The following is a 20,144-nucleotide window of genomic DNA, read 5'->3' on the forward strand; positions in this document are numbered from 1 at the left end:
GCAACATCGTAATAGGTGACCTGGTCGAAATCACCTTGAAACAGCCGGACACAGTGGCCATCCAATAGATCGATTGCGGGAATTAGAATCATGTCATCTGCAGAAAATTGGTGAGAAGTTGAGCGCCTGCATCACCCGATCGCTCCGGATGAAACTGCACGCCAATAAAATTATCGCGCCCCGCCACGGATGCAAACGCGCGACCGTAATGTGTCTGCGCGAGCGTGTGGCTATTTACCTCGGCTGTATACCCATGCACAAAATAAAAGTAGGTGCCACTATCAATACGCGTAAACAACGGATGGGGCTGGTTGAAGTGTATCTGATTCCAGCCCATGTGCGGTGACGGCTGCTCGACGCTGCCCGGAAGTGTCTCAACGGTGCCTGCGACCACCCCTAGGCACGATGTGTTGCCTTCATCAGAGCGCTCGAAAAGCAGCTGCATGCCCAAGCAGATACCAAGTACCGGTTGAGTGAGTGTGCGCAAAGTGGTGGCGAGATCGTGTTCCATCAGCCGCAGCATGCTGTCGCGCGCGTGACCGACGCCTGGGAGTATGACATGCGAGGCGTTGCGAATCGTGTCGGCATCTGCCGTGAGCACGGCTTCGATATTGAGTCGTTCAAGTGCGTAGAGCAGTGAATTCATGTTTGCGCCGCCATTGTTGACAATTGCCAACGACCCGGATTGGGGTGCCATGCTCACAATAGTCCTTTGGTCGTTGGCAGACCATCGTCACCACGTTGAAACGCCTGTTTCAGGCTTCGGCCGAGCCCTTTGAAGGCGGACTCAACCTGATGGTGGGTGTCGGTGCCGGTAGTTTTAATGTGCAAGTTAGCGCCCATGCTTTGGCACCATGAACCAAAAAAGTGTCCAACCATTTCGGTTGGCATGTCACCGACCATTTCGCGCGACAGATCCATGTCGATTTTGCAGTAGGGCCGTCCGGACAAGTCGAGCGCAACGGTGGTGAGCGCATCGTCCATCGGCAGTGTGAATCCATACCGTTGGATACCCATCTTATTACCCAGCGCTTGGCGCATCGCTTCGCCAAGCGCGAGCGCACAGTCTTCAATCGTGTGGTGTGTACCGACATGTAGATCACCGTCGCACGCCAGATTGAGCGCAAATCCACCGTGCTTACTGAGCTGCTCAAGCATGTGATCGAAAAAGCCAAGGCCGGTGTGTATGGTTGTGCCGCGTCCGGTATCGAGGTTTACCGAGACCGAGATGTCCGTTTCATATGTACGGCGTTCGATCGACGCGGTCCGGGGCTGTCCACGCAACGCATCAACGATGTCCGGCCACGATGTGTCGCCAGGATCGGTGCCGAGCTTGAATGCCTGAAGACCAAGCGCGCCGCCAAGTTCGAGATCGGTAGCCCGGTCACCAATCACGCAGCTTCGGGTGCGATCGATGTGATTATCCATCAGATAGGTGGTGAGTAGTCCGGTTCGCGGCTTTCGACACCCACAGTGTTCATGTTCAAAGTGTGGACATATGAACTCCTGCTCAAAGGTGACGCCCTGGCTAGCAAGAAGACGAAGCAAAAAGTCGTGACACTCCTTGAAGTTCTCTTGAGGAAAGCTGTCGGTGCCCAGGCCATCTTGGTTGCTGACTAGCACCAACTCATAGCCCAGCTGCATTAGTGCGCGTAAAGCTGGAATCACGCCGTCAACAAGCGCGAGTTTGGACAATGCGTCGATCTGAAAGTCGTCCGGCTCTTCGATGATGGTGCCGTCACGATCGACAAAGGCCACCAGTTTAGGTGTCACAGCATAGCTCCTCAATTGCGGCGATCAGTTGCGTTGTTTCCACTTCATTGCCTACGGTAATGCGGACACACTGTTCGAGGCGGGGTAGGGCCATAAACGAACGGATCAAAATGCCTCGGTCATGGACATGCTGGAACAGTGCATTCGCTTTGGGACTTTTAATTAGCAAAAAATTGGTATCGCTTGGATAGATACACTCGACCAGCGGGCATTGCTGTAGATAGCGAAGCAGACGTCTTTTCTGTCGTTGCACTTCCGCCAAGCGCGCTTGAGCGCGTACTAGGCCAGGCTCGCTCAACGCTTCTAGCACGCCTTCGATCGTCGGAATCGGCGTCGAGTAAGGGGCCAGCAGGGAGTCCAGCAGGGTAATAATCGGCGTGTTAGCCAGAACGGCGCCGCAGCGAAGCCCTGCTAAGCCGTACGCCTTCGAAAAGGTGCGCAGTACTACCAGATTGTCATATGAGGCCAGTAGATCAGTCAGTCGTCCGTCGTCGCTGAACTCGATATAGGCCTGATCGAGTACGATGACCGCCTGCGACGCCAATGAATCACACAGCGTGCGAAGTCGTTCGATGGATACATGATTGCCGGTTGGATTGGCTGGCGAGCAGACAAACACAAGCTTCACGCTCGGATGCTGAGCCGCGCGTTCGATGGCGTCGACATCTAGATCAAAATCGACATCGAGCGGCACGTCAATCTCCGAGGCTCCCTGAACTTCGGCGCACACCCGGTACATACCGAAGGTCGGTGAGCATGTCACGATGCGCTCGCCGGGTTCGCAAAACGCGCGACACAAAAGGTCGATGCCCTCATTGCTGCCGCGTGTAACGAGCACGGATGACGCCGGGAGCCCCAGTTGTTCGCCGATGCGCTCGCACAGCTCGGTCGGGCGAGGCGGCGGATAGCGATTCCATTGGCAGTCATCGTCCAGCTCGGGCAATTCGTTGGCATGCAAACGCGTCATATCGAATCGCCCGACGGCCGATGTATAACCTTGACGGTGGAGTAATGCTTGTCGGGCGAGATCCAGCGCGCTCATCGCAACTGCTCATCCGCAGCGAGACGTAGGCTGACGGCGCGCGCGTGCGCATCCAATCCCTCGGCAGTGGCCAACGTCTCGGCAATCCAGCCGATCTGCTGGAGTCCGCGTCTGGACGCATGCTGAACCGAAATGCGACGTTGAAAGTCAGTCAAGCCGACCCCGGAAATATGGCGCGCGTGCCCATGCGTTGGTAGCACATGGTTGGTGCCGCTGCAGTAATCACCCAGCGATTCGGGTGTCCATTCACCGAGGAAGACGCTGCCGGCGTTGGTAACCGCTTGCAGATCATCGTGTGGGGTGAGCGTATTGATGATCAAGTGCTCCGGCGCATATCGATTACTGATCGCGAAGGCTTCATCGCGAGATGTCGCGACGATGAAACGGCTGTTCTGTAGTGCGACACGGGCGATGTCGGCCCGTGGTAAACGATCGAGTTGTTGCGCCACTGCGCGACGAACCCGCTGAGCAAATGGGTCTGAGGTTGTGACCAGCAGCACTTGTGAATCGATGCCGTGCTCGGCTTGTGCGAGTAGATCAGCCGCGACGAACTCAGCCGATGCGGTGTCATCCGCGATAACCAAGACTTCGGATGGCCCGGCAGGTAAATCGCAGCCGCTGCCATCGGGGTCTTGCGCGACCACTTGCTTGGCGCGCGTCACCCAGGGATTGCCCGGTCCGAATATCTTGTCGGCTTTCGGAATCGTCTGCGTGCCGTACGCCATGGCCGCAATCGCCTGCGCGCCTCCAACACCGAACACATCCGTGATGCCGCATAAGGCGGCGGCCGCCAGTACCACAGTGTTGACCTCGCCATTCTCTTGCGGGGGTGTGCACAAAATTCGCGTCGGACAGCCCGCCAATCGTGAGGGCACACCGAGCATCAGCACGGTCGATGGCAACGGTGCGGTGCCGCCGGGCACATACAGTCCTACAGACTCGATCGGTCGGGTCACCAATTGGCAGTCTACGCCATCTTGCCGTGTCACGATCGGTGCGGTGGCTTGCGCAGAATGGAAGCGCTCAATATTGGCGTAGGCCGCTTCGAGCGCGGCGCGCAGACCGGATGAAATCGTATCAAGGGCACGCGCAATGGAATCCTCGGGCACCCTAAACCGATCGCGCCTAATCCCATCAAAGCGCTCCGTGTACGCCGTAAGCGCACGGTCACCGTCGCGTCGCACGTCGTCGATGATGGCCTGTACCTGCGCGGCATCGGCGAGCGATACGGGCGGCCGAGCGAGTAGCGAGGCACGCGCGTCTTCGTCAAGTGCCGCCCAGTGCGACACAGTGAGGAATTCGACGGGTGGGTTTGCAGTTTCTATAGTCATGACATGTTCTTCGAGGACTGGCCAGTCCCATCAACCGAGCATCTTTTCTACGGGGAGCACAAGCATGGCGCTCGCGCCGGCCGCCTTGAGTGATTCGAGGGTTTCCCAGAACACGTTCTCTCTACACACGGCATGCAGCGCCACTTTGTCATCACACCCTTGCAGCGGCATCACGGTCGGCGCTTCGCTGCCGGGGAGTAGCTGTGTGATGGCGTCTACCGCATTCGATGGTGCGTGCAGCATGATGTATTTGGATTCCTTCACCCGCATCACGCCGTCGATCCGCTGATTGAGTCGGTCGATCAATTGGGCCTGACCGCTGATCGCGTGTGTGCTTTGGATCACGACGCTCTCGCTGTTGAGCAAGACGTCTTGCTCAATAAGATTGTTGGCGGCAAGCGTGGCACCCGTGGAAACCAAGTCGCAGATAAACTCAGCTTTGCCAAGTTGTGGTGCCACTTCGACAGAGCCTGAGAACGAGACAACCGTGGCGTCAACATCGTGTTGTTTTAGGTATGCACGCGTCAGATTGGGATAGCTGGTGGCGATACGCTGACCCTGGAGCGTCTCTGGACCGGTCCAACGCACATCGGCGGGGCGGGCGATCGCCAGTCGACAGTGACCAAATCCCAGTTTTTGAATCACCGTAAACCCCGGTTCCACGCCGTTTTCGGCACATCCTAGGGCCATTTCTCGCGCGACATTGAGACCCACGAAGCCCAGCGAACAGGTGCCCTCTTGAACGAGTTGCGGTATGTCGTCATCGCGTACCAGCAATGCGTCGACGGGCATGTTGCGACCCACGCACAACAGCTGATCCGGACTACGCGCATAGTCCAGGCCGATGCGGTTTAGCAAGTCGAGCGATCGTGGCGTTAGGCGCCCTGATTTTTGCACGGCAATTTTTATGCGGGACTGTGTGTCGGTAACCAAGGCATTCATGACGATTCCAAACGGCGACCAAGGGCCGCCAAAAAAATAAAGAAGAAGTAGGGTAATCGGATTGGGGTTAGTAAGACCGAAGAGGGTTGCCGGCCGCATGGCGATCGACCCGGTGTGCCGGCTTTGTGTAGCACCGACTCATGTCGCGCGCTCCACAGCCAGCTTATAGCCGCCGTCTCCGTGCATTAGGCTTCGTGCTACGCGTCCGATGGTTGTGACGCTGACGCCCGTTTGTTGACTGATTTCCCGATAGGGCGTGCCTTGATGAAGGGGTAGGACGACACTCCACCGATCGGTCATCGCCTCCAATTCGGACGGCGTGCACAGATCAGCAAAGAACGCTCGGAGTTCTTGCGGTGACTCCAGCGAGAGAATGGCCTTAAACAGTTCGTTCTCCGCCGCTTTTTCCTGACGCACCGTCAGTGTTCGATGTGATTTCACCAGTTTTTCCACCGTGTGATCGGCAATTTGCTTTAACGTAATAGTGTATTAGCGTGTTAGTACAATGGCACAATACGAGAATTCAGAGGGCGGTGCAAGTCCTTTCTTCAGAAACTGAATGACCTAGCCGCACAACGCCATTTTCGCGGTGATGCATGACTTGCTGCGCTGCACCGCTTAACGTACATTCGGCTTCTTCAAATGGGTTTGAACGGCGCTATGAACAACGAATACATTGTCCATAAATTCGGCGGAACCTCGTTGGCTACGGCACAGCGGCTTCGAGGTGTGGCGGAGATTCTCGGGGATCGATTGTATGGCCCACAGTGTGTGGTCGTATCGGCCATGGGCGGTGTGACCGACGAGCTGTTGCGTATGATCGATCTGGCGGTCGCGGCGGACGACTCGTATAAACAGGTGTTGGACGCCGTGCGGATACGCCATTTGGATGCCGCGCGCGACGTGTTGTCGGAAGCCGCAGCGGTCGACTACCAGGATGCCTTTGATCGCGAGTTTGAGCATGTGAGTAACATGGCCGGCACGGCCTTTGTTGCGGGAGACATTTTGGCCAACTCGCGCGCCGTGGCGTCCGGCTTCGGTGAACTGTGGTCTGCGCAGCTCATGTGCGCTCTTCTGCGCGAATCGTTTGGGCAGCGCGATGTACGGTGGCTGGATGCGCGACGGTTTGTTGTGGTGAGTGACGCCGAGTCGGGTGCCGTCGTCGACTGGCAACAATCTCGGGACAAGCTCGCGGACCTTCTGGCCGAAGACTTCGACGGCACCGTCGTCGTGACAGGCTACATCGCGCAAGACGCAGACGGACGGCCCACCACGTTAGGGCGTAACGGGAGTGATTTTTCTGCGTCGATCATGGCGTGTTTACTCAGAGCCAGCCAGGTGCATATTTGGACCGATGTGGACGGCGTCATGACGGCGGACCCTCGCTCGGTGTCGGAAGTGCAGGTGATCAAGCAGTTGTCTTATAACGAGGCCATGGAGTTGGCGTACTTCGGCGCGAAAGTGCTTCACCCGCAAACCATGGCACCTGCCGTGGCGCACGATGTGCCGATCTATATTCGCAACACGTTCGCGCCTGAAAAACCCGGAACCCGTATTGATTCGCAGTCGTCGGCTAGCGAGCCGGTCAAAGGCATTACCAGCATCGACGGCATGGCGGTGGTCAATGTGGAAGGCGCGGGCATGATCGGCGTTCCCGGTACAGCCCAGCGGCTGTTTGGTGCGTTGGCGGATGCCAATGTATCGGTCGTGATGATCTCGCAAGGCAGCTCCGAGCATTCGATCTGCTTTGCGGTGAAAGATCAATTTGCCGACAAAGCACGTGAAGTGGTCGAGGCGACTTTTCAGTGCGATATCGACAACGGCACGATTCAACGTGTGACGGTCACGCCCAACCTGAGCATTCTCGCCGTGGTAGGGGATCGCATGCACGGGCAGCCCGGCGTTGCGGCCAAAGTTTTTGGCAGTCTCGGTAACGCTGGTGTCAATGTGCGTGTTATTGCGCAAGGCTCGTCGGAGCGCAATATATCGGCGGTCATCGATCGGCACGATGCCACGCGCGCGGTTCGAGCCGTGCACTCGAGCTTTTATTTGTCGCCACAGACATTGTCCATCGGGGTGATTGGCTGCGGGACGGTTGGGCGACCGCTACTGGAGCAACTTTCGTCGCAGGTGGGGCGACTGTCTTCTCAGTTCAACTTGGATCTGCGGGTGCGTGGACTTGCGCGGTCAACTCGCATGCTGTTAGCCGACTCGCGCGTCGATCTGAACAACTGGCAAGAAGCCTTCGATGAACGCGGCGAAGCGCTCGATATCGACCGCTTTATTGGTCATATCAATGCGGATCACATGCCGCACTCGGTCATCGTCGATTGCACCGCCGACGAACAAATTGCAGCGCGATACGGTGATTGGCTCGAAGCCGGGATACACGTCGTCACGCCAAATAAAAAAGCGTGCAGCGCCGAATTTAAGGACTACTCGCGATTGCAGGCGCAGCGAATAAAAGGGGATTCTCGGTTTCTGTATGAGACAACCGTGGGCGCTGGGTTACCCATTATTCAAACCGTGCGAGATTTACGAGAGACCGGCGATCGCATTTTAAAGTTGCAGGGTATTTTATCCGGCACGCTGGCCTATCTGTTCAATGTCTACGATGGCACCAAGTCGTTTTCCGATATTGTGCTCGAAGCGCGCGACAATGGCTTTACAGAACCCGATCCGCGCGAGGACTTATCGGGCATGGATGTGGCCCGCAAACTCACCATTCTGGCTAGAGAAATCGGGCTTGAAATCGAGGTGACCGATATTCAGGTGGAAAACCTGGTCCCTGACGCCTTGAGAGCGGCCACGGCGGAAGAATTTATGCAGCGCCTGAGTGAGATGGACGCGACCATGAAAGCGCGCTTTGATGAGGCGAAGCGCCAGTCTTGCGTGCTGCGCTATGTCGCCCAACTCGATGCAGCCGGCGAGGCGAGTGTTGCGCTACGGGCATTGCCGGCGGATCACGCACTGGCCCATATCCGTCTGACCGATAACATTGTGCAGTTTGAGACCGAACGGTACTGCGACAACCCACTTATCGTGCAGGGTCCAGGCGCTGGGCCGGACGTTACCGCCGCCGGTGTGTTTGCCGACCTATTGCGCCTTTCGGCGTATCTTGGCGCGGCGGTATGACCCGCTCGAACGACGTTCGCATCGCCGCGGCGCCGCCCTCAGTCGGCAATATGGCCGTCGGATTCGATGTGCTCGGACATGCATTGGATGCACCGGGTGATCAGGTGCGTGCCACACGAATCGACGTGGGCGCCCAGCAGTCAGTGGTGATGGGAAAAGTGTTTGGCTGTGCTGATCGCTTACCCGAAGAGGCGGCAAACAATACGGCCGGGGCAGGTGTCATTCGCTTACTCGAGGATCAGCGCGCGGGTTTTGGTGTGATCCTGGATATTTACAAGGGCATTGCACTGGGTTCCGGTATGGGTGGCTCGGCGGCGTCGGCCGTGGCCGCCGTCATGGCTGCCAATGCGTTATTGAAAAAGCCGCTTCCTGTCGACGCGCTGCTGCCCTATGCATTGGCCGGAGAGGTGGTGGCGAGTGGCAGTGTGCATGGCGACAACGTCGCGCCGTCCTTATTGGGTGGAATTGTGTTCGTGCCACCGTCTTCGCCGCAGTCCAGTTATCGCGTGCCTGCGCCGGATGGGTTGATGTGCGTTTTGGTGCGTCCGCGTATTCGCTTAGATACGTTAGCCGGTCGCTCCTTGCTAGATGATCATGTCGCCCTACGAGACGCGGTAACACAGAGCAGCCACCTCGGTCGCGTACTGTGCGCGTGTTATACGAATAACATCGATGGCCTCGATGGCGCGCTCGATGATGTGTTAATCGAGCATCAGCGCAGTCACCAGGTGGCCGGTTTTGAGGAAATTAAGCACGCCGCGCTCTCGGCCGGTGCGCTTGGCTTTAGCCTGTCGGGCAGTGGTCCGTCGATGGTAGCGTGGCTACGTGAGCGTGATCTCAAGCGCGTTACCGCAGCGATTCGGGCGCCGGTGGAGTCCATTTATGAAGACCGTTTTCAATGGGTCACATCGCCGGTGGCGGCGCGCGGCGCGCGGTTGATCTCGCACGAGGAATGGCTCGGTGAGTAAAGCGCTTTATGTGAGCACCCGCGGTGACAGGCAGACTCTCGATGCGGCGCAGGCGATCGCCAAAGGACTGGCAAGCGACGGTGGGTTATACGCGCCGGTCGCGTTTCCCGAGTTGTCGCTCGAGGTGTTTGAAGGGCGCGAGTCGTTAGCCGACATTGCGGCTGTTTTGGTCGAGCCGTTCGTGGCCGGTTCGGTACTCGCCGAAGACATTGCGCGTATTTGCCAGGACGCGTTTAGTTTTGCGACACCACTGGTTCGGTTGTCCCACTCGTCGTCGCTGTCGGTGCTGGAATTGTTCCATGGCCCAACGGCGGCCTTCAAAGATGTTGGCGCGCGCTTTCTAGCCGCGTGTATGGAGCGAATTGAGGCGCAGGCTGAACAGCCGTTGAATATATTAGTAGCCACCTCCGGCGATACCGGCGGCGCGGTTGCCGCTGCGTTTCACGGTCGCCGCAACGTCAATGTCGATGTGTTTTATCCTGCTGGTGGTGTGTCGGCGCGGCAGGAGCAGCAGCTCACGTGCTGGGGTGACAATATTCGGGCGTTCCGAGTAGACGGTCGTTTCGATGATTGTCAGGCGTTGGTCAAGGCGGTGTTTCAAGACGCGTTGCTGATGCGCGCTCATCGCTTTTCGTCGGCGAACAGCATTAACTTGGGGCGACTGCTGCCTCAAATGTGTTATTACGCCTACGCCAGTCTTAACGTATGGCGTGAAGAGGGTCGTCGACCGAACTTTATCGTGCCAACCGGTAATCTGGGTAATGCTCTGGCGTGCGTGTGGGCGCGGCGTGCGGGGCTGCCGATTGGCGACATCGTGTTGGCAACTAACGCGAATCGCACAATCCCGGATTATCTGGGCAGTGGTGATTGGCAGCCACGGCAGAGCGTCGCCACGCTGGCCTCGGCTATGGACGTTGGTAATCCAAGCAACATGGAACGTCTTCGTCATTTGTTTGGCGAAGTGCAGGTCGTGCGTGACAACGTATCGGCTATTGCGGTTAGCGACGAGCAGATACGGCAGCAGATCGTGCACGATGCGCAGCGTTTTGATCAGGTGTGGTGTCCGCACACGGCGACCGCGTTTTACGCGTACGATCAACTGGACGCGGATCGATATCGCGATCACTGGATCGGTGTTGCGACGGCGCACCCAGCAAAGTTCGAGACCATCGTTGAGCCGCTGATACACCGCCGTGTTGACGTGCCTAAATCGCTCGCGGACATCTTGGAATTACCGGCTTCGTCGACTGCGATTTCTGCGCAACTTGACGAGCTGAGATCGCAATATCACTCGATCAACGCCGCACCGATGCGTGAAAAATAACCAACTTTGGGCTCACTGCTCGGCCTATATTTTTTAAAACTTTCTACATATCAGTGAGCTTCAATTCAAAGCTAAATTGAATGTTCAGATGTCGTTGGGTGCGAGCTGATGGCGGTGCTGGTGAGACACGATGGGCTGTGACATAGTCCCTGCACATGGACTGGTTTTCTTCAATTACGTTAGCAAATGGATTTTACGTCGGTGTCGGCGCCGGTCTCGTGCTCGCTGCGGCCGTCATGATCGGTTGGCGCGTACGCAGCAATCCTTCGCAACAACTTAAACGCCTCATCAAAAAGCACAGCAAAGAATGCATGAGCGACATCGTTGTGCCCGACGGCCTAGATGGCGAAATTCAACTCGACTACCTGCTGCTCACACCCCGGGGGCTGTTGGTGTTAGACATTAAACATGTAAACGGCCGCTTGTATGGCGGGGATAACATGGACGCGTGGACAGTGATTCAAGGTGGCCAGCGCTTCACGTTTGCCAATCCAGCGGGGCCCCTTCGAGAACGCGTCATTGCCGTACAATCGTTGCTCCAGGATGTGCCGGTGCAGGGCCGAGTCGTGGTGCTGGGCGATGTGAAGTTTGCGACCGGCGTGCCCGATTGCGTTGTCAGCCTCCCGCGTCTTCAAGAAGAGTTTGCCGGGCATAGCGCTTTGGGCAAAGCGACACTGAGTGCGTTTTATCCGTCTTGGCATCGCATGCAAGAAATTGCGACACCGGCGTCTGTCTAGCGAGTCGAAAGACGGTTGTTTCAGCGCTCCATAGTGCTCTGTCGTTCGTACCTAACCGACTTTTCGCGTTCCGTATTAGACGATAAATTACGTTATATAAAAGCTATAAATAATTGTAATATAAAGTAATAGTGGATAGTTGGCGCGAAGCTTATGAGCGAGCCGTCGAGCGGTCTGCGGCACCTCGTCGCGCTGAGCATGAGCGATGAGCCCCTATGAGACGCATGCGATTATCGCTTTGCCAGTGGTGATGGGCGATAAGCGAAAACGCGTAGGGTCTATGCAAGTTGGTTCTTAGCCCCCGTGCCCGCGTCACCAAAAACGGCACGCCTGCAAACGGTTCACTCACTATCCCCATAAACAGCAGGGGTGAGAACGGGCAAACCGGTTGCGAGCGTGCAATTCCACCGACGGGGCCACTCGGTTGCTGAAATTCGCGGTGGGCGTTTGCTCACAGCAGTGCGCGGTATGGGAGGTAGGCGCTTTGTGACGATGCGCCTGATCCGGTGTTTGTCCACCGCGGAGCCGGGCATGGTCAGCTAGGCGACAGATTAAAAAACGCGCGCGCGGTCGCGCTGGTCTCGACCGCGAGCTGCTCGGCAGGCTTGTCGACGCACTCGGCCACCACGCGCGCAATGTGCGGTAGGTATTTCGGTTCATTGCGACGGGACTTGGGCTTGGGTGTCAAGTCGCGTGGCAGTAAGTACGGCGCGTCGGTCTCGATCATCAAACGATTGGAGGGAATCAAACCCACCAGGTCTCGAAGGTGGTGCCCTCGGCGCTCATCGCAAATCCAGCCGGTAATACCAATGTGTAGGTCGCGCTCGAGCAGGGCATCGAGCGCGTAGCGGTTATCGGTGAAGCAATGCGCGACGGCGCGCGGCAATCGATCCAGGTAGCGATCGAGAATCAACAAAAACGGATCGATCGCATCGCGTTGATGTAGAAACACCGGAAGTGCCAGTTCAACCGCCATTTCAAGTTGTGCCTCAAAGGCGACGGCTTGCTCAGAGGGGGTCGAAAAATTGCGGAAATAGTCCAACCCGCATTCACCCGCCGCCACCACGGCCGGGTGTTGAGCGGTATGCTGCAACTGTCGCGCTTGCTCGTCGTTCCACTCTTTGGCGTGATGCGGGTGGACGCCCGCCGTCGCCGTTAGTGTGTCGGGGTAGTGTTCGGCAAGCTCAGTAGCGGCTTGTGAGCCCTCGAAGGAAGCGCCGGTCACAACCATTTTTAGTACGCCGACCGCGCGAGCTTGACGGATTACGGTGGGTAGATCGTTGCGAAAACTCTCGTGTGTAAGATTCGCCCCAATGTCGATGAGTGAAGCCGATGTCGACATGTCTGTATACGCCCTCTCTGCGCAATGGACCTACTGAAGTCGTGTACTATAACCGAGATGACCCGGATTACTGAATCCGGACTTGGGCACTTAAATCAAACGCGGGAGCCATCTTGACTCAACCGTATACGTCACTGCTTGCGCCACTAGACCTTGGCTTTACGACGTTAAAAAATCGGGCATTGATGGGGTCCATGCACACGGGCCTCGAAGATCGCAAAAAAGATTATCCCAAACTCGCGGCGTACTTTGCCGCGCGCGCGCGTGGTGGCGTAGGGTTGATCGTCACCGGCGGTATCGCACCGAATATAGCCGGTTGGGTGTCGCCGATGGCCGGTAAACTCAGTCGTCCGTGGGAGGTGGGCCGCCACCGATTGATCACCGATGCTGTCCATGCCGAGGATGGCAAGATTTGCATGCAGATTCTGCATACCGGCCGATACGGTTACCATCCGTTTGCGGTCGGGCCGTCACCCATCAAGTCACCGATTACGCCATTCAAGCCCAAAGCACTCTCCTCGCGAGGTGTGTACAAACAGATCGATGATTTTGTGCGGTGTGCTGAGCTGGCCAAACGTGCAGGCTACGACGGCGTCGAAGTGATGGGTTCCGAGGGCTACTTCATCAATCAATTTTTGGTGACCCGCACAAACAAACGGTCAGATGAGTGGGGCGGTTCGTTTGAAAACCGCATGCGTCTGCCGGTCGAGATCGTTCGGCGAACCCGCGCGGCGGTCGGCGAGCGGTTCATTATCATTTATCGATTGTCGATGCTGGATTTGGTTGACGATGGGCATACTTGGGAGGAGGTCGTGCAGCTCGCGCAAGCCATCGAGGCAGCGGGCGCGACCATTATCAATACGGGTATCGGTTGGCACGAGGCACGTATCCCGACGATCGCCACCATGGTGCCGCGTGCCGGTTTCAGTTGGGTAACACGAAAACTCATGGGTAACGTGTCGATTCCACTCGTGACGACCAACCGCATCAATATGCCCGACGTCGCCAACGAGGTGCTCGCGCGTGGTGATGCCGACATGGTATCAATGGCCAGGCCCTTTTTGGCCGATGCCGAATTTATGCGCAAAGCGGCGCAAGATCGTGCTGACGAAATCAACACCTGCATAGCCTGCAATCAGGCCTGTTTGGATCACGCCTTCGAAAAAGAGTCGGCAACGTGCCTGGTCAATCCGTTTGCCTGCCGCGAGACTGAGCTTCTACTTGAGCCGACCGCGCGTCGTAAACGCATTGCCGTGGTTGGCGCCGGTCCGGCGGGTTTGGCAAGCGCAAGCGTTGCGGCTGAGCGCGGGCATGACGTTACGCTATTTGACCAGGCGTCTGAGATTGGCGGGCAATTCAATTTGGCCAAGCGAATTCCGGGCAAAGAGGAGTTTTACGAAACGTTGCGTTATTTCGGTCGGCAACTGGAGCTTCATGGTGTGACGCTTAAGCTCAACACCAAGGTTGCGGTCGACCAATTGCGTCCAGAGGACTTCGACGAAATCGTCGTGTGTACCGGAGTCACACCCCGTGAGCTCAATCTGCCGGGTATTGATCATGCCAAGGTAGTGTCGTATTACGATGTGCTGGCAGGAGGTGTCGAAGTGGGTAATAGCGCAGCGCTGATCGGGGCAGGAGGGATCGGTTTCGATGTCGCGGAATTTCTCAGTCAACACGGGGAATCTGGGGCGCTGAATGCGGAGGTGTTTTTTGATGAGTGGGGTGTGGATACGTCGCTCACCGAACGCGGCGGCCTGGAGCGCGAGCGTGACATGCCGGCATCGCCTCGCGAACTGTACTTACTGCAGCGCAAGCCTGGAAAACCCGGCAAAGGTTTGGGTAAAACGACGGGCTGGATACATCGGCTCAGTTTGCGGCATCGAAAAGTGCACATGATGGGGGGAGTGCAGTACGATGCGATTGACGATCGCGGGCTTCATATTCGCGTCGGCGACAAACCGATGGTGTTGGACGTCGATCATGTCGTGATATGTGCCGGCCAGGAGCCACGTCGAGAACTGGCGGATGCGTTGATCGCTCGTGGACAGACGCCGCACGTCATTGGTGGCGCGCTGCTCGCGGCTGAACTTGACGCAAAGCGCGCCATACGTGAGGGTACGGAGCTGGCGTTGAAGCTCTAATGCATCGGGGACAGTGCGTCGTGGATCAGCTTGATTTACTCGACAGCTTGAAAACGAAAGCGCCTTTTATGGTTCGCCATAGCAAACGCGCGCGCAATATGACGATTCATGTGATTCCACATCGAGGCGTTGAGGTCGTGGTGCCGCATCGCGCACGACCAGGTGACATCGAGCGATTCGTGCATCAACACAGAGCCTGGATTGATGAGACTCAAGCCGCGCTGGATGCATCGACCGACGCGCCTTTGGACGTGCTACCCGAGTCGATTGAACTAAAGGCCATCGGCAAGTCCGTCTCCGTAGAGTATGAGCAGATCACGGGCCCGCGTCAGTGGCGAGTGATGGGAAAGAATGCCATAGGTATTCGACCGGCGCGTCGAGATTTTGAGGTGGGGCGAGACGTCCTCAAGAAATGGCTACAGCATGAAGGCAAGCGTTGGCTCGTGCCGTGGCTGCGCGACACGTCGGACGAACTCCAATTGCCCTTTAAACGCGCGCAGGTGCGTGGTCAAAAAACGCGTTGGGGTAGCTATTCGTCGACGGGCACGTTGTGCATCAACTATTATCTGATGCTGCTTGAACCCGATCTGGTGCGCTATCTGTTCGTGCATGAGCTATGCCACACGCGCCATATGAATCATTCCAGCGCATTCTGGTCGCTGGTGGAGTCGTACGACCCAGACTATCGACGTAAAGAAACGCGACTCAATGATACGCGGGCGTTGCTGCCGGCGTGGCTCTTGCAGTATTGACGTCGCGATGGAGATCCGATCAAGCGGCCCTAACCGAGCACGAGACGACGATCAGACTGTGCCGGGCATGCGGCATTAGGACGCCAATTGTCTGAGCACATAATGTAGGATGCCGCCGTGGCGAAAGTACTCACGTTCTTTCGGTGTGTCGATGCGCACGATCGCATTAAATACGGTTTGCTCGCCGCCGTCGTTGGTAGCCGTGACGGTTACTACGCCAGACTGATCGTCGTCTACGCCCTCGATATCAAAGGATTCGTGGCCGCTCAATTCAAGCGTGTCGGCGTTGTCGCCTTCTTGGAATTGCAGCGGCAGTACGCCCATACCGATTAAGTTTGACCGGTGGATGCGTTCGTAACTAACGGCGATGACTGCTTTGACGCCTAACAGGAGTGTGCCTTTCGCCGCCCAGTCCCGTGAGGACCCTGTGCCGTACTCCGCACCGGCAATTACGACCAGTGGCGTTTGGTGTTCTTGGTAGGTCATCGACGCATCAAAAATGCTCATCACCTCACCGCTTGGAATGTGGGTAGTCCATCCGCCCTCGGTGCCCGGTGCTAACTGATTGCGTAACCGAATATTGGCGAAGGTTCCCCGCATCATGACCTCGTGATTACCGCGCCGCGAGCCAAAGGAATTGAAGTCTTTCGGTTCGACCCCTTGCGCCATCAGGTACTTGGCGGCAGGTCCATCTTTTGCGATCGCGCCCGCCGGCGAAATGTGATCGGTGGTCACTGTGTCTCCGAGCAACGCCAACGCGCGGGCGCCTCGAATATCGTCCGGTGCGCGGACGGATTTACTCATGCCAACAAAATAGGGTGGGTTTTTGACATACGTTGACACATCGTCCCATTGATAGATCTCACCTTCGTCGATCTTGAGGCCGGCCCAGTTGTCATCGCCCTTAAAGACGTCGCTATACCCTTCGCGGAAGCCGTCTGCATCCACGGTTTTTAGGATTGTATCCTGAATTTCTTTTTGGCTAGGCCAGATATCTTTCAGATAGACGTCCTTGCCGTCCCGGTCCTGGCCTAACGGGTCCTTGTACAAATCGACATTCATGTTACCGGCAATGGCGTAGGCAACAACCAGCGGCGGGCTGGCTAGAAAGTTCATTCGCACAAGCGCATGGATGCGGCCTTCAAAGTTTCGGTTGCCCGACAGCACCGAGGTGCCGACGACGTCGCTGTTGCTCATCGCCTCACTGATGTCAGGCGGTAGCGGTCCTGAATTGCCTATGCAGGTGGTGCAACCATAGCCGACGGTGTGAAAGCCCAGCGCTTCTAGATCGTCGTAAACACCAGCATCAACCAGGTAGTTGGTCACCACGCGCGAACCCGGCGCAAGACTGGTTTTGACCCACGGTTTACTCTTCAAGCCGCGCTTAACGGCATTACGTGCTAACAGTCCTGCGCCGAGCATAACCGCTGGGTTGGACGTATTGGTACAGCTGGTAATGGCGGCGATGAGAATGGCGCCATCGTCGATTTCGTACTGGTCAGCAACCCGGACTGTGCCGCGCTTATTCTCGCTGCGTTGTGCTTTGATCGGCGCCATTAGCTCGTCAAAGCGCGACTTCGCCGAGCGCAGCGGGATACGATCCTGAGGGCGTTTTGGCCCGGCGATCGACGGCTCGATTGTAGCCAGATCGATTTCCAATGACGTGCTGTAGTCGGCGTCGCGCTCATCGTTGCGCCATAAATGTTGAGTTTTCGCATAGGCCTCAATCAACGCGACTTGTTCATCATCACGCCCGGAAAGCGTTAGATAAGCGAGTGTTTCTTCGTCGATGGGGAAGATTGCGCATGTGCTGCCAAACTCGGGCGACATGTTGCCGAGTGTGGCGCGGTCCGCCAGCGGCAGTTGCGCGACGCCGTCGCCATAAAACTCCACGAACTTGCCGACCACACCAATGTTGCGCAGTGCTTCGGTGACGGTGAGCACAAGATCGGTGGCTGTCGCGCCCTCGGGAAGCCGACCGACAAGCTTTACGCCAACGACTTGTGGAATGAGCATCGTAATCGCCTGCCCAAGCATGGCCGCTTCCGCCTCGATGCCGCCAACGCCCCAGCCCAGAATGCCCAGACCGTTGATCATGGTGGTGTGTGAGTCGGTGCCGACCAGGGTGTCAGGATAGGCCTGGCGCACACCGTGGTTTTCCTGGTCAAAGACCACCCGGCTGAGATATTCGAGATTGACTTGATGCACGATTCCGGTGTTTGGGGGCACAACGCGGAAGTTTTCAAATGCTTGCTGACCCCAGCGCAAAAACGAATAACGCTCACGGTTTCGTGAAAACTCGATTTTGTTGTTGGCGTCGAGCGCATTGGGCGTGCCGTGCTGGTCAACTTGCACTGAGTGATCGATGACCAGCTCGACAGGCGACAACGGGTTGATGTCGCTTGCGTTGCCGCCTAACGAGATAACCGCATCGCGCATGGCGGCCAAATCAACCACCGCCGGTACGCCGGTGAAATCTTGCAAAATGACGCGGCTCGGCGTGAACGCAATTTCTTGCGAGGGCGTGGCGTCGGCGTCCCAGTTGACCAGCGCGTCGATGTCGTCGCGGGTGACGTCTACACCGTCTTCAAAGCGCAGCAGATTCTCGAGCAGTATCTTGAGCGAATAGGGCAGCCGACCCAGGTCGACACCTGGCAGGCTATCGAGTCGAAATATCTCATAGTGTTGCTCACCAACTGTGAGCGTTGCCCGAGCGTGGTCTTTATAGTGGGTCATTGTTGCAGTCCCCTCGCAAGCGGCGCCGCGATCAGGGTCAGCTGTTCGTGGCGGGTGGAAGAATGCACAGTGTAAAGGATTGTGCCGCCACGTTCATAATGGCGTTGGTGGGAGTGGCCGCTCACTCGAGGTCTGCGCGTCGACCTCGTCGCTCTTTCACGTGCGAATGCTCCGCACTCAGGCTTCTCGCTGTTCGATCACGGCGCCACCTAAACACTCGTCACCCTCATAGAACACGATGAACTGCCCGGGTGCGACGGCTCGTTGTGCCTCGTCGAACATCACCACCAGGCCATCGGAATGCGGGACAATACGGCAGGCTTGATCGCGTTGTCGATAGCGAATCTTGGCGTGGAGAGTGGCGGACGTCGGCGTATTAATCCAGGTAACGGGGCCAGTACGCAGCGAATCGCTCAGCAGAAGCGGATGCTGAGCGCCCTGGCCGATGATCAGTGTATTGGTGTCCAGGTGCTTGTCGACGACATACCACGCGCCGTCTGGATAGCCCTTAAGCCCGCCAATCTTGAGTCCCTGACGCTGCCCGAGTGTGTGATACATGAGACCGTCATGCTCACCCGCAGGGTGACCGTCGTCGGTAACGATGAGGCCGGGTTGCGCTGGGATATAGCGAGCGAGGAATTCTTTGAACGGTCGCTCACCGATGAAGCAGATGCCGGTACTGTCTTTGCGCTGGTGGTTATGCAGCCCGAGTTCGAATGCGCGCTCACGCACGTCCTCTTTTGGTAACGCACCGAGTGGGAAGAGGGTTCGAGACAATGCGTCGACCGGTGACTGATGCAGAAAATAAGATTGGTCTTTGTTGTCGTCGAGGCCTTTGAGCAGTCGTACACGATCACCGGTGGTATCGACCCGGGCATAGTGACCGGTGGCAATGAGATCGGCGCCCAAGCGCTTGGCGTAGGCGTAAAAAGCGCCGAACTTGATCTCGCGATTGCACAGCACATCTGGATTAGGTGTGCGACCAGCGCGGTATTCCGCTAAAAAATACGCGAAAACCTGCTGACGATACTCGGCGGAGAAGTCAGCCTGGTGTAGCGGAATGCCAAGATGTGCGCAGACCGCTCGTGCATCTTGGAAGTCCTCCGCGGCTGTGCAGTAGGCCTCTTCGTCCTCCTGCCAGTTGACCATGAATAAACCTTCGACTGAATAGCCTTGTTCGATCAACAGCGCAGCACTCACCGATGAGTCGACGCCGCCGGACATGCCAACGATGACTTTTTGTGTAGCGGTACCCATGCCGATCTCGGTCTGAATGACGGCTGGCTATTGTACAGCTTGCGGCCGCATCAACCCACTGATGAGCGCAACGTGACGTGTCGGCGAGCCATTGAGGTGGCCAGCCGTCCGATCGGCATCGATGTGGTCGGTCGTTTATGCGGTGGCGTGGTGTCTAAGTGCGTCGAAGACCGAAAGGTCGACCGATGAGAACAAGTCGAGCGGATACCGATGCCCCGCGGCATGATCGACCAGCGCCTGCGCCACCAGCGGTGTACGGAGTCGCGACGTTTGAGCCAGTATTTCCTCGGGCGTCATCCACAGCGCGCGCACAATACCCTCGTCGAGAATCGCACCGGGCTCATAGGAATGAGCACGGCCGCCGAAGGCAATTCGTAGAATGGTGAAGTGTTTGGTTGGGTGTTCCCAGCAGTAGATGCCGAGCACGTACTCGGGCTCAAACTGCCACCCAGACTCTTCAAAGCACTCGCGCGCGACCGCTTCGGTCAATGATTCGTGGTTCTCCAAATGGCCCGCCGGCTGATTGAGCACGCGTCGACCGCGAATACTCTCTTCGATGGTCAGATACGAACCGTTGCGTTCAGCCACAGCGGAGACAGTTACTTTTGGCGCGGTTGGTTTGGACATGACGTCATTCTAACCTCGGCTTAACAGAATACTGTGA

General features: G+C 57.2%; 17 protein-coding genes. 6 read left to right on the plus strand and 11 right to left on the minus strand.

From position 1 onward, the window contains the following. The 7 genes from AAF465_15960 to AAF465_15990 form a co-directional block, all read right to left on the minus strand. The coding region (locus tag AAF465_15960) for a HisA/HisF-related TIM barrel protein (GenBank protein ID MEM7084225.1) at nucleotides 1-92 on the minus strand (92 nt) is incomplete at its 3' end. Continuing rightward, a complete protein-coding gene (hisH, locus tag AAF465_15965; GenBank protein ID MEM7084226.1) occupies nucleotides 89-697 on the minus strand; it encodes an imidazole glycerol phosphate synthase subunit HisH in 609 nt (202 codons plus the stop codon). The genes AAF465_15960 and hisH, both read right to left, overlap by 4 nt. A 2-nt stretch (nucleotides 698-699) precedes the next feature. Beyond that, nucleotides 700-1,773 (minus strand): bifunctional histidinol-phosphatase/imidazoleglycerol-phosphate dehydratase HisB, encoded by a 1,074-nt coding sequence (gene hisB / locus AAF465_15970; protein ID MEM7084227.1) that lies wholly within the window; start codon nucleotides 1,771-1,773, stop codon nucleotides 700-702. Next, nucleotides 1,763-2,815 carry a histidinol-phosphate transaminase gene (hisC, locus tag AAF465_15975; GenBank protein MEM7084228.1) on the minus strand — a complete coding sequence of 351 codons (1,053 nt, stop codon included), beginning with the start codon at nucleotides 2,813-2,815 and terminating at the stop codon, nucleotides 1,763-1,765. The genes hisB and hisC overlap by 11 nt, the downstream gene beginning before the upstream one ends. Continuing rightward, a complete protein-coding gene (hisD, locus tag AAF465_15980) occupies nucleotides 2,812-4,146 on the minus strand; it encodes a histidinol dehydrogenase (protein MEM7084229.1) in 1,335 nt (444 codons plus the stop codon). Before hisD ends, hisC begins: the two co-directional genes overlap by 4 nt. Nucleotides 4,147-4,176: 30 nt before the next feature. Continuing rightward, nucleotides 4,177-5,187, minus strand: a complete 1,011-nt coding sequence (gene hisG, locus AAF465_15985; protein MEM7084230.1) for an ATP phosphoribosyltransferase — start codon at nucleotides 5,185-5,187, stop codon at nucleotides 4,177-4,179. Nucleotides 5,188-5,226: 39 nt separating this feature from the next. Next, the gene (locus AAF465_15990; protein ID MEM7084231.1) at nucleotides 5,227-5,529 is read right to left on the minus strand and encodes a YerC/YecD family TrpR-related protein; all 303 of its coding nucleotides are present in this window, start codon (nucleotides 5,527-5,529) and stop codon (nucleotides 5,227-5,229) included. A gap of 219 nt (nucleotides 5,530-5,748) precedes the next feature. Between AAF465_15990 and thrA the strand changes: the two genes are divergently transcribed. The 4 genes from thrA (at nucleotide 5,749) to AAF465_16010 (ending at nucleotide 11,252) form a co-directional block, all read left to right on the plus strand. Next, a complete protein-coding gene (gene thrA, locus AAF465_15995; protein ID MEM7084232.1) occupies nucleotides 5,749-8,223 on the plus strand; it encodes a bifunctional aspartate kinase/homoserine dehydrogenase I in 2,475 nt (824 codons plus the stop codon). Beyond that, on the plus strand, nucleotides 8,220-9,191 hold the full coding sequence (locus AAF465_16000; protein ID MEM7084233.1) for a homoserine kinase: 972 nt from the start codon (nucleotides 8,220-8,222) through the stop codon (nucleotides 9,189-9,191). The genes thrA and AAF465_16000 overlap by 4 nt, the downstream gene beginning before the upstream one ends. Then, nucleotides 9,184-10,515, plus strand: a complete 1,332-nt coding sequence (gene thrC / locus AAF465_16005) for a threonine synthase (GenBank protein MEM7084234.1) — start codon at nucleotides 9,184-9,186, stop codon at nucleotides 10,513-10,515. The genes AAF465_16000 and thrC overlap by 8 nt, the downstream gene beginning before the upstream one ends. Before the next feature lie 155 nt (nucleotides 10,516-10,670). Continuing rightward, a complete protein-coding gene (locus AAF465_16010; GenBank protein ID MEM7084235.1) occupies nucleotides 10,671-11,252 on the plus strand; it encodes a nuclease-related domain-containing protein in 582 nt (193 codons plus the stop codon). Nucleotides 11,253-11,787: 535 nt separating this feature from the next. On the opposite strand, the gene AAF465_16015 is transcribed toward AAF465_16010, so the two are convergent. Next, on the minus strand, nucleotides 11,788-12,594 hold the full coding sequence (locus AAF465_16015) for a TatD family hydrolase (protein ID MEM7084236.1): 807 nt from the start codon (nucleotides 12,592-12,594) through the stop codon (nucleotides 11,788-11,790). 113 nt (nucleotides 12,595-12,707) lie between these two features. On the opposite strand from AAF465_16015, the gene AAF465_16020 reads away from it, so the two are divergent. Further along, nucleotides 12,708-14,735, plus strand: a complete 2,028-nt coding sequence (locus AAF465_16020; GenBank protein ID MEM7084237.1) for an NADPH-dependent 2,4-dienoyl-CoA reductase — start codon at nucleotides 12,708-12,710, stop codon at nucleotides 14,733-14,735. 20 nt (nucleotides 14,736-14,755) lie between these two features. Further along, nucleotides 14,756-15,487: a SprT family zinc-dependent metalloprotease gene (locus AAF465_16025; protein ID MEM7084238.1), complete on the plus strand. Its 732-nt coding sequence runs from the start codon at nucleotides 14,756-14,758 to the stop codon at nucleotides 15,485-15,487. 75 nt (nucleotides 15,488-15,562) lie between these two features. On the opposite strand, the gene acnA is transcribed toward AAF465_16025, so the two are convergent. The 3 genes from acnA to AAF465_16040 all read right to left on the minus strand — a co-directional run bounded on the left by acnA (nucleotide 15,563) and on the right by AAF465_16040 (nucleotide 20,107). Continuing rightward, nucleotides 15,563-18,223, minus strand: coding sequence for an aconitate hydratase AcnA (gene acnA, locus AAF465_16030; GenBank protein MEM7084239.1), 2,661 nt, complete (start codon nucleotides 18,221-18,223; stop codon nucleotides 15,563-15,565). Nucleotides 18,224-18,400: 177 nt separating this feature from the next. Then, nucleotides 18,401-19,480 carry a tRNA 2-thiouridine(34) synthase MnmA gene (mnmA, locus tag AAF465_16035; GenBank protein MEM7084240.1) on the minus strand — a complete coding sequence of 360 codons (1,080 nt, stop codon included), beginning with the start codon at nucleotides 19,478-19,480 and terminating at the stop codon, nucleotides 18,401-18,403. A 135-nt stretch (nucleotides 19,481-19,615) separates the two neighbouring features. After that, the gene (locus AAF465_16040; GenBank protein MEM7084241.1) at nucleotides 19,616-20,107 is read right to left on the minus strand and encodes an NUDIX hydrolase; all 492 of its coding nucleotides are present in this window, start codon (nucleotides 20,105-20,107) and stop codon (nucleotides 19,616-19,618) included. Nucleotides 20,108-20,144 lie beyond the last annotated feature (37 nt).

The organism is Pseudomonadota bacterium, assembly GCA_039028935.1.
GTDB lineage: Bacteria > Pseudomonadota > Gammaproteobacteria > Steroidobacterales > SZUA-146 > SZUA-146.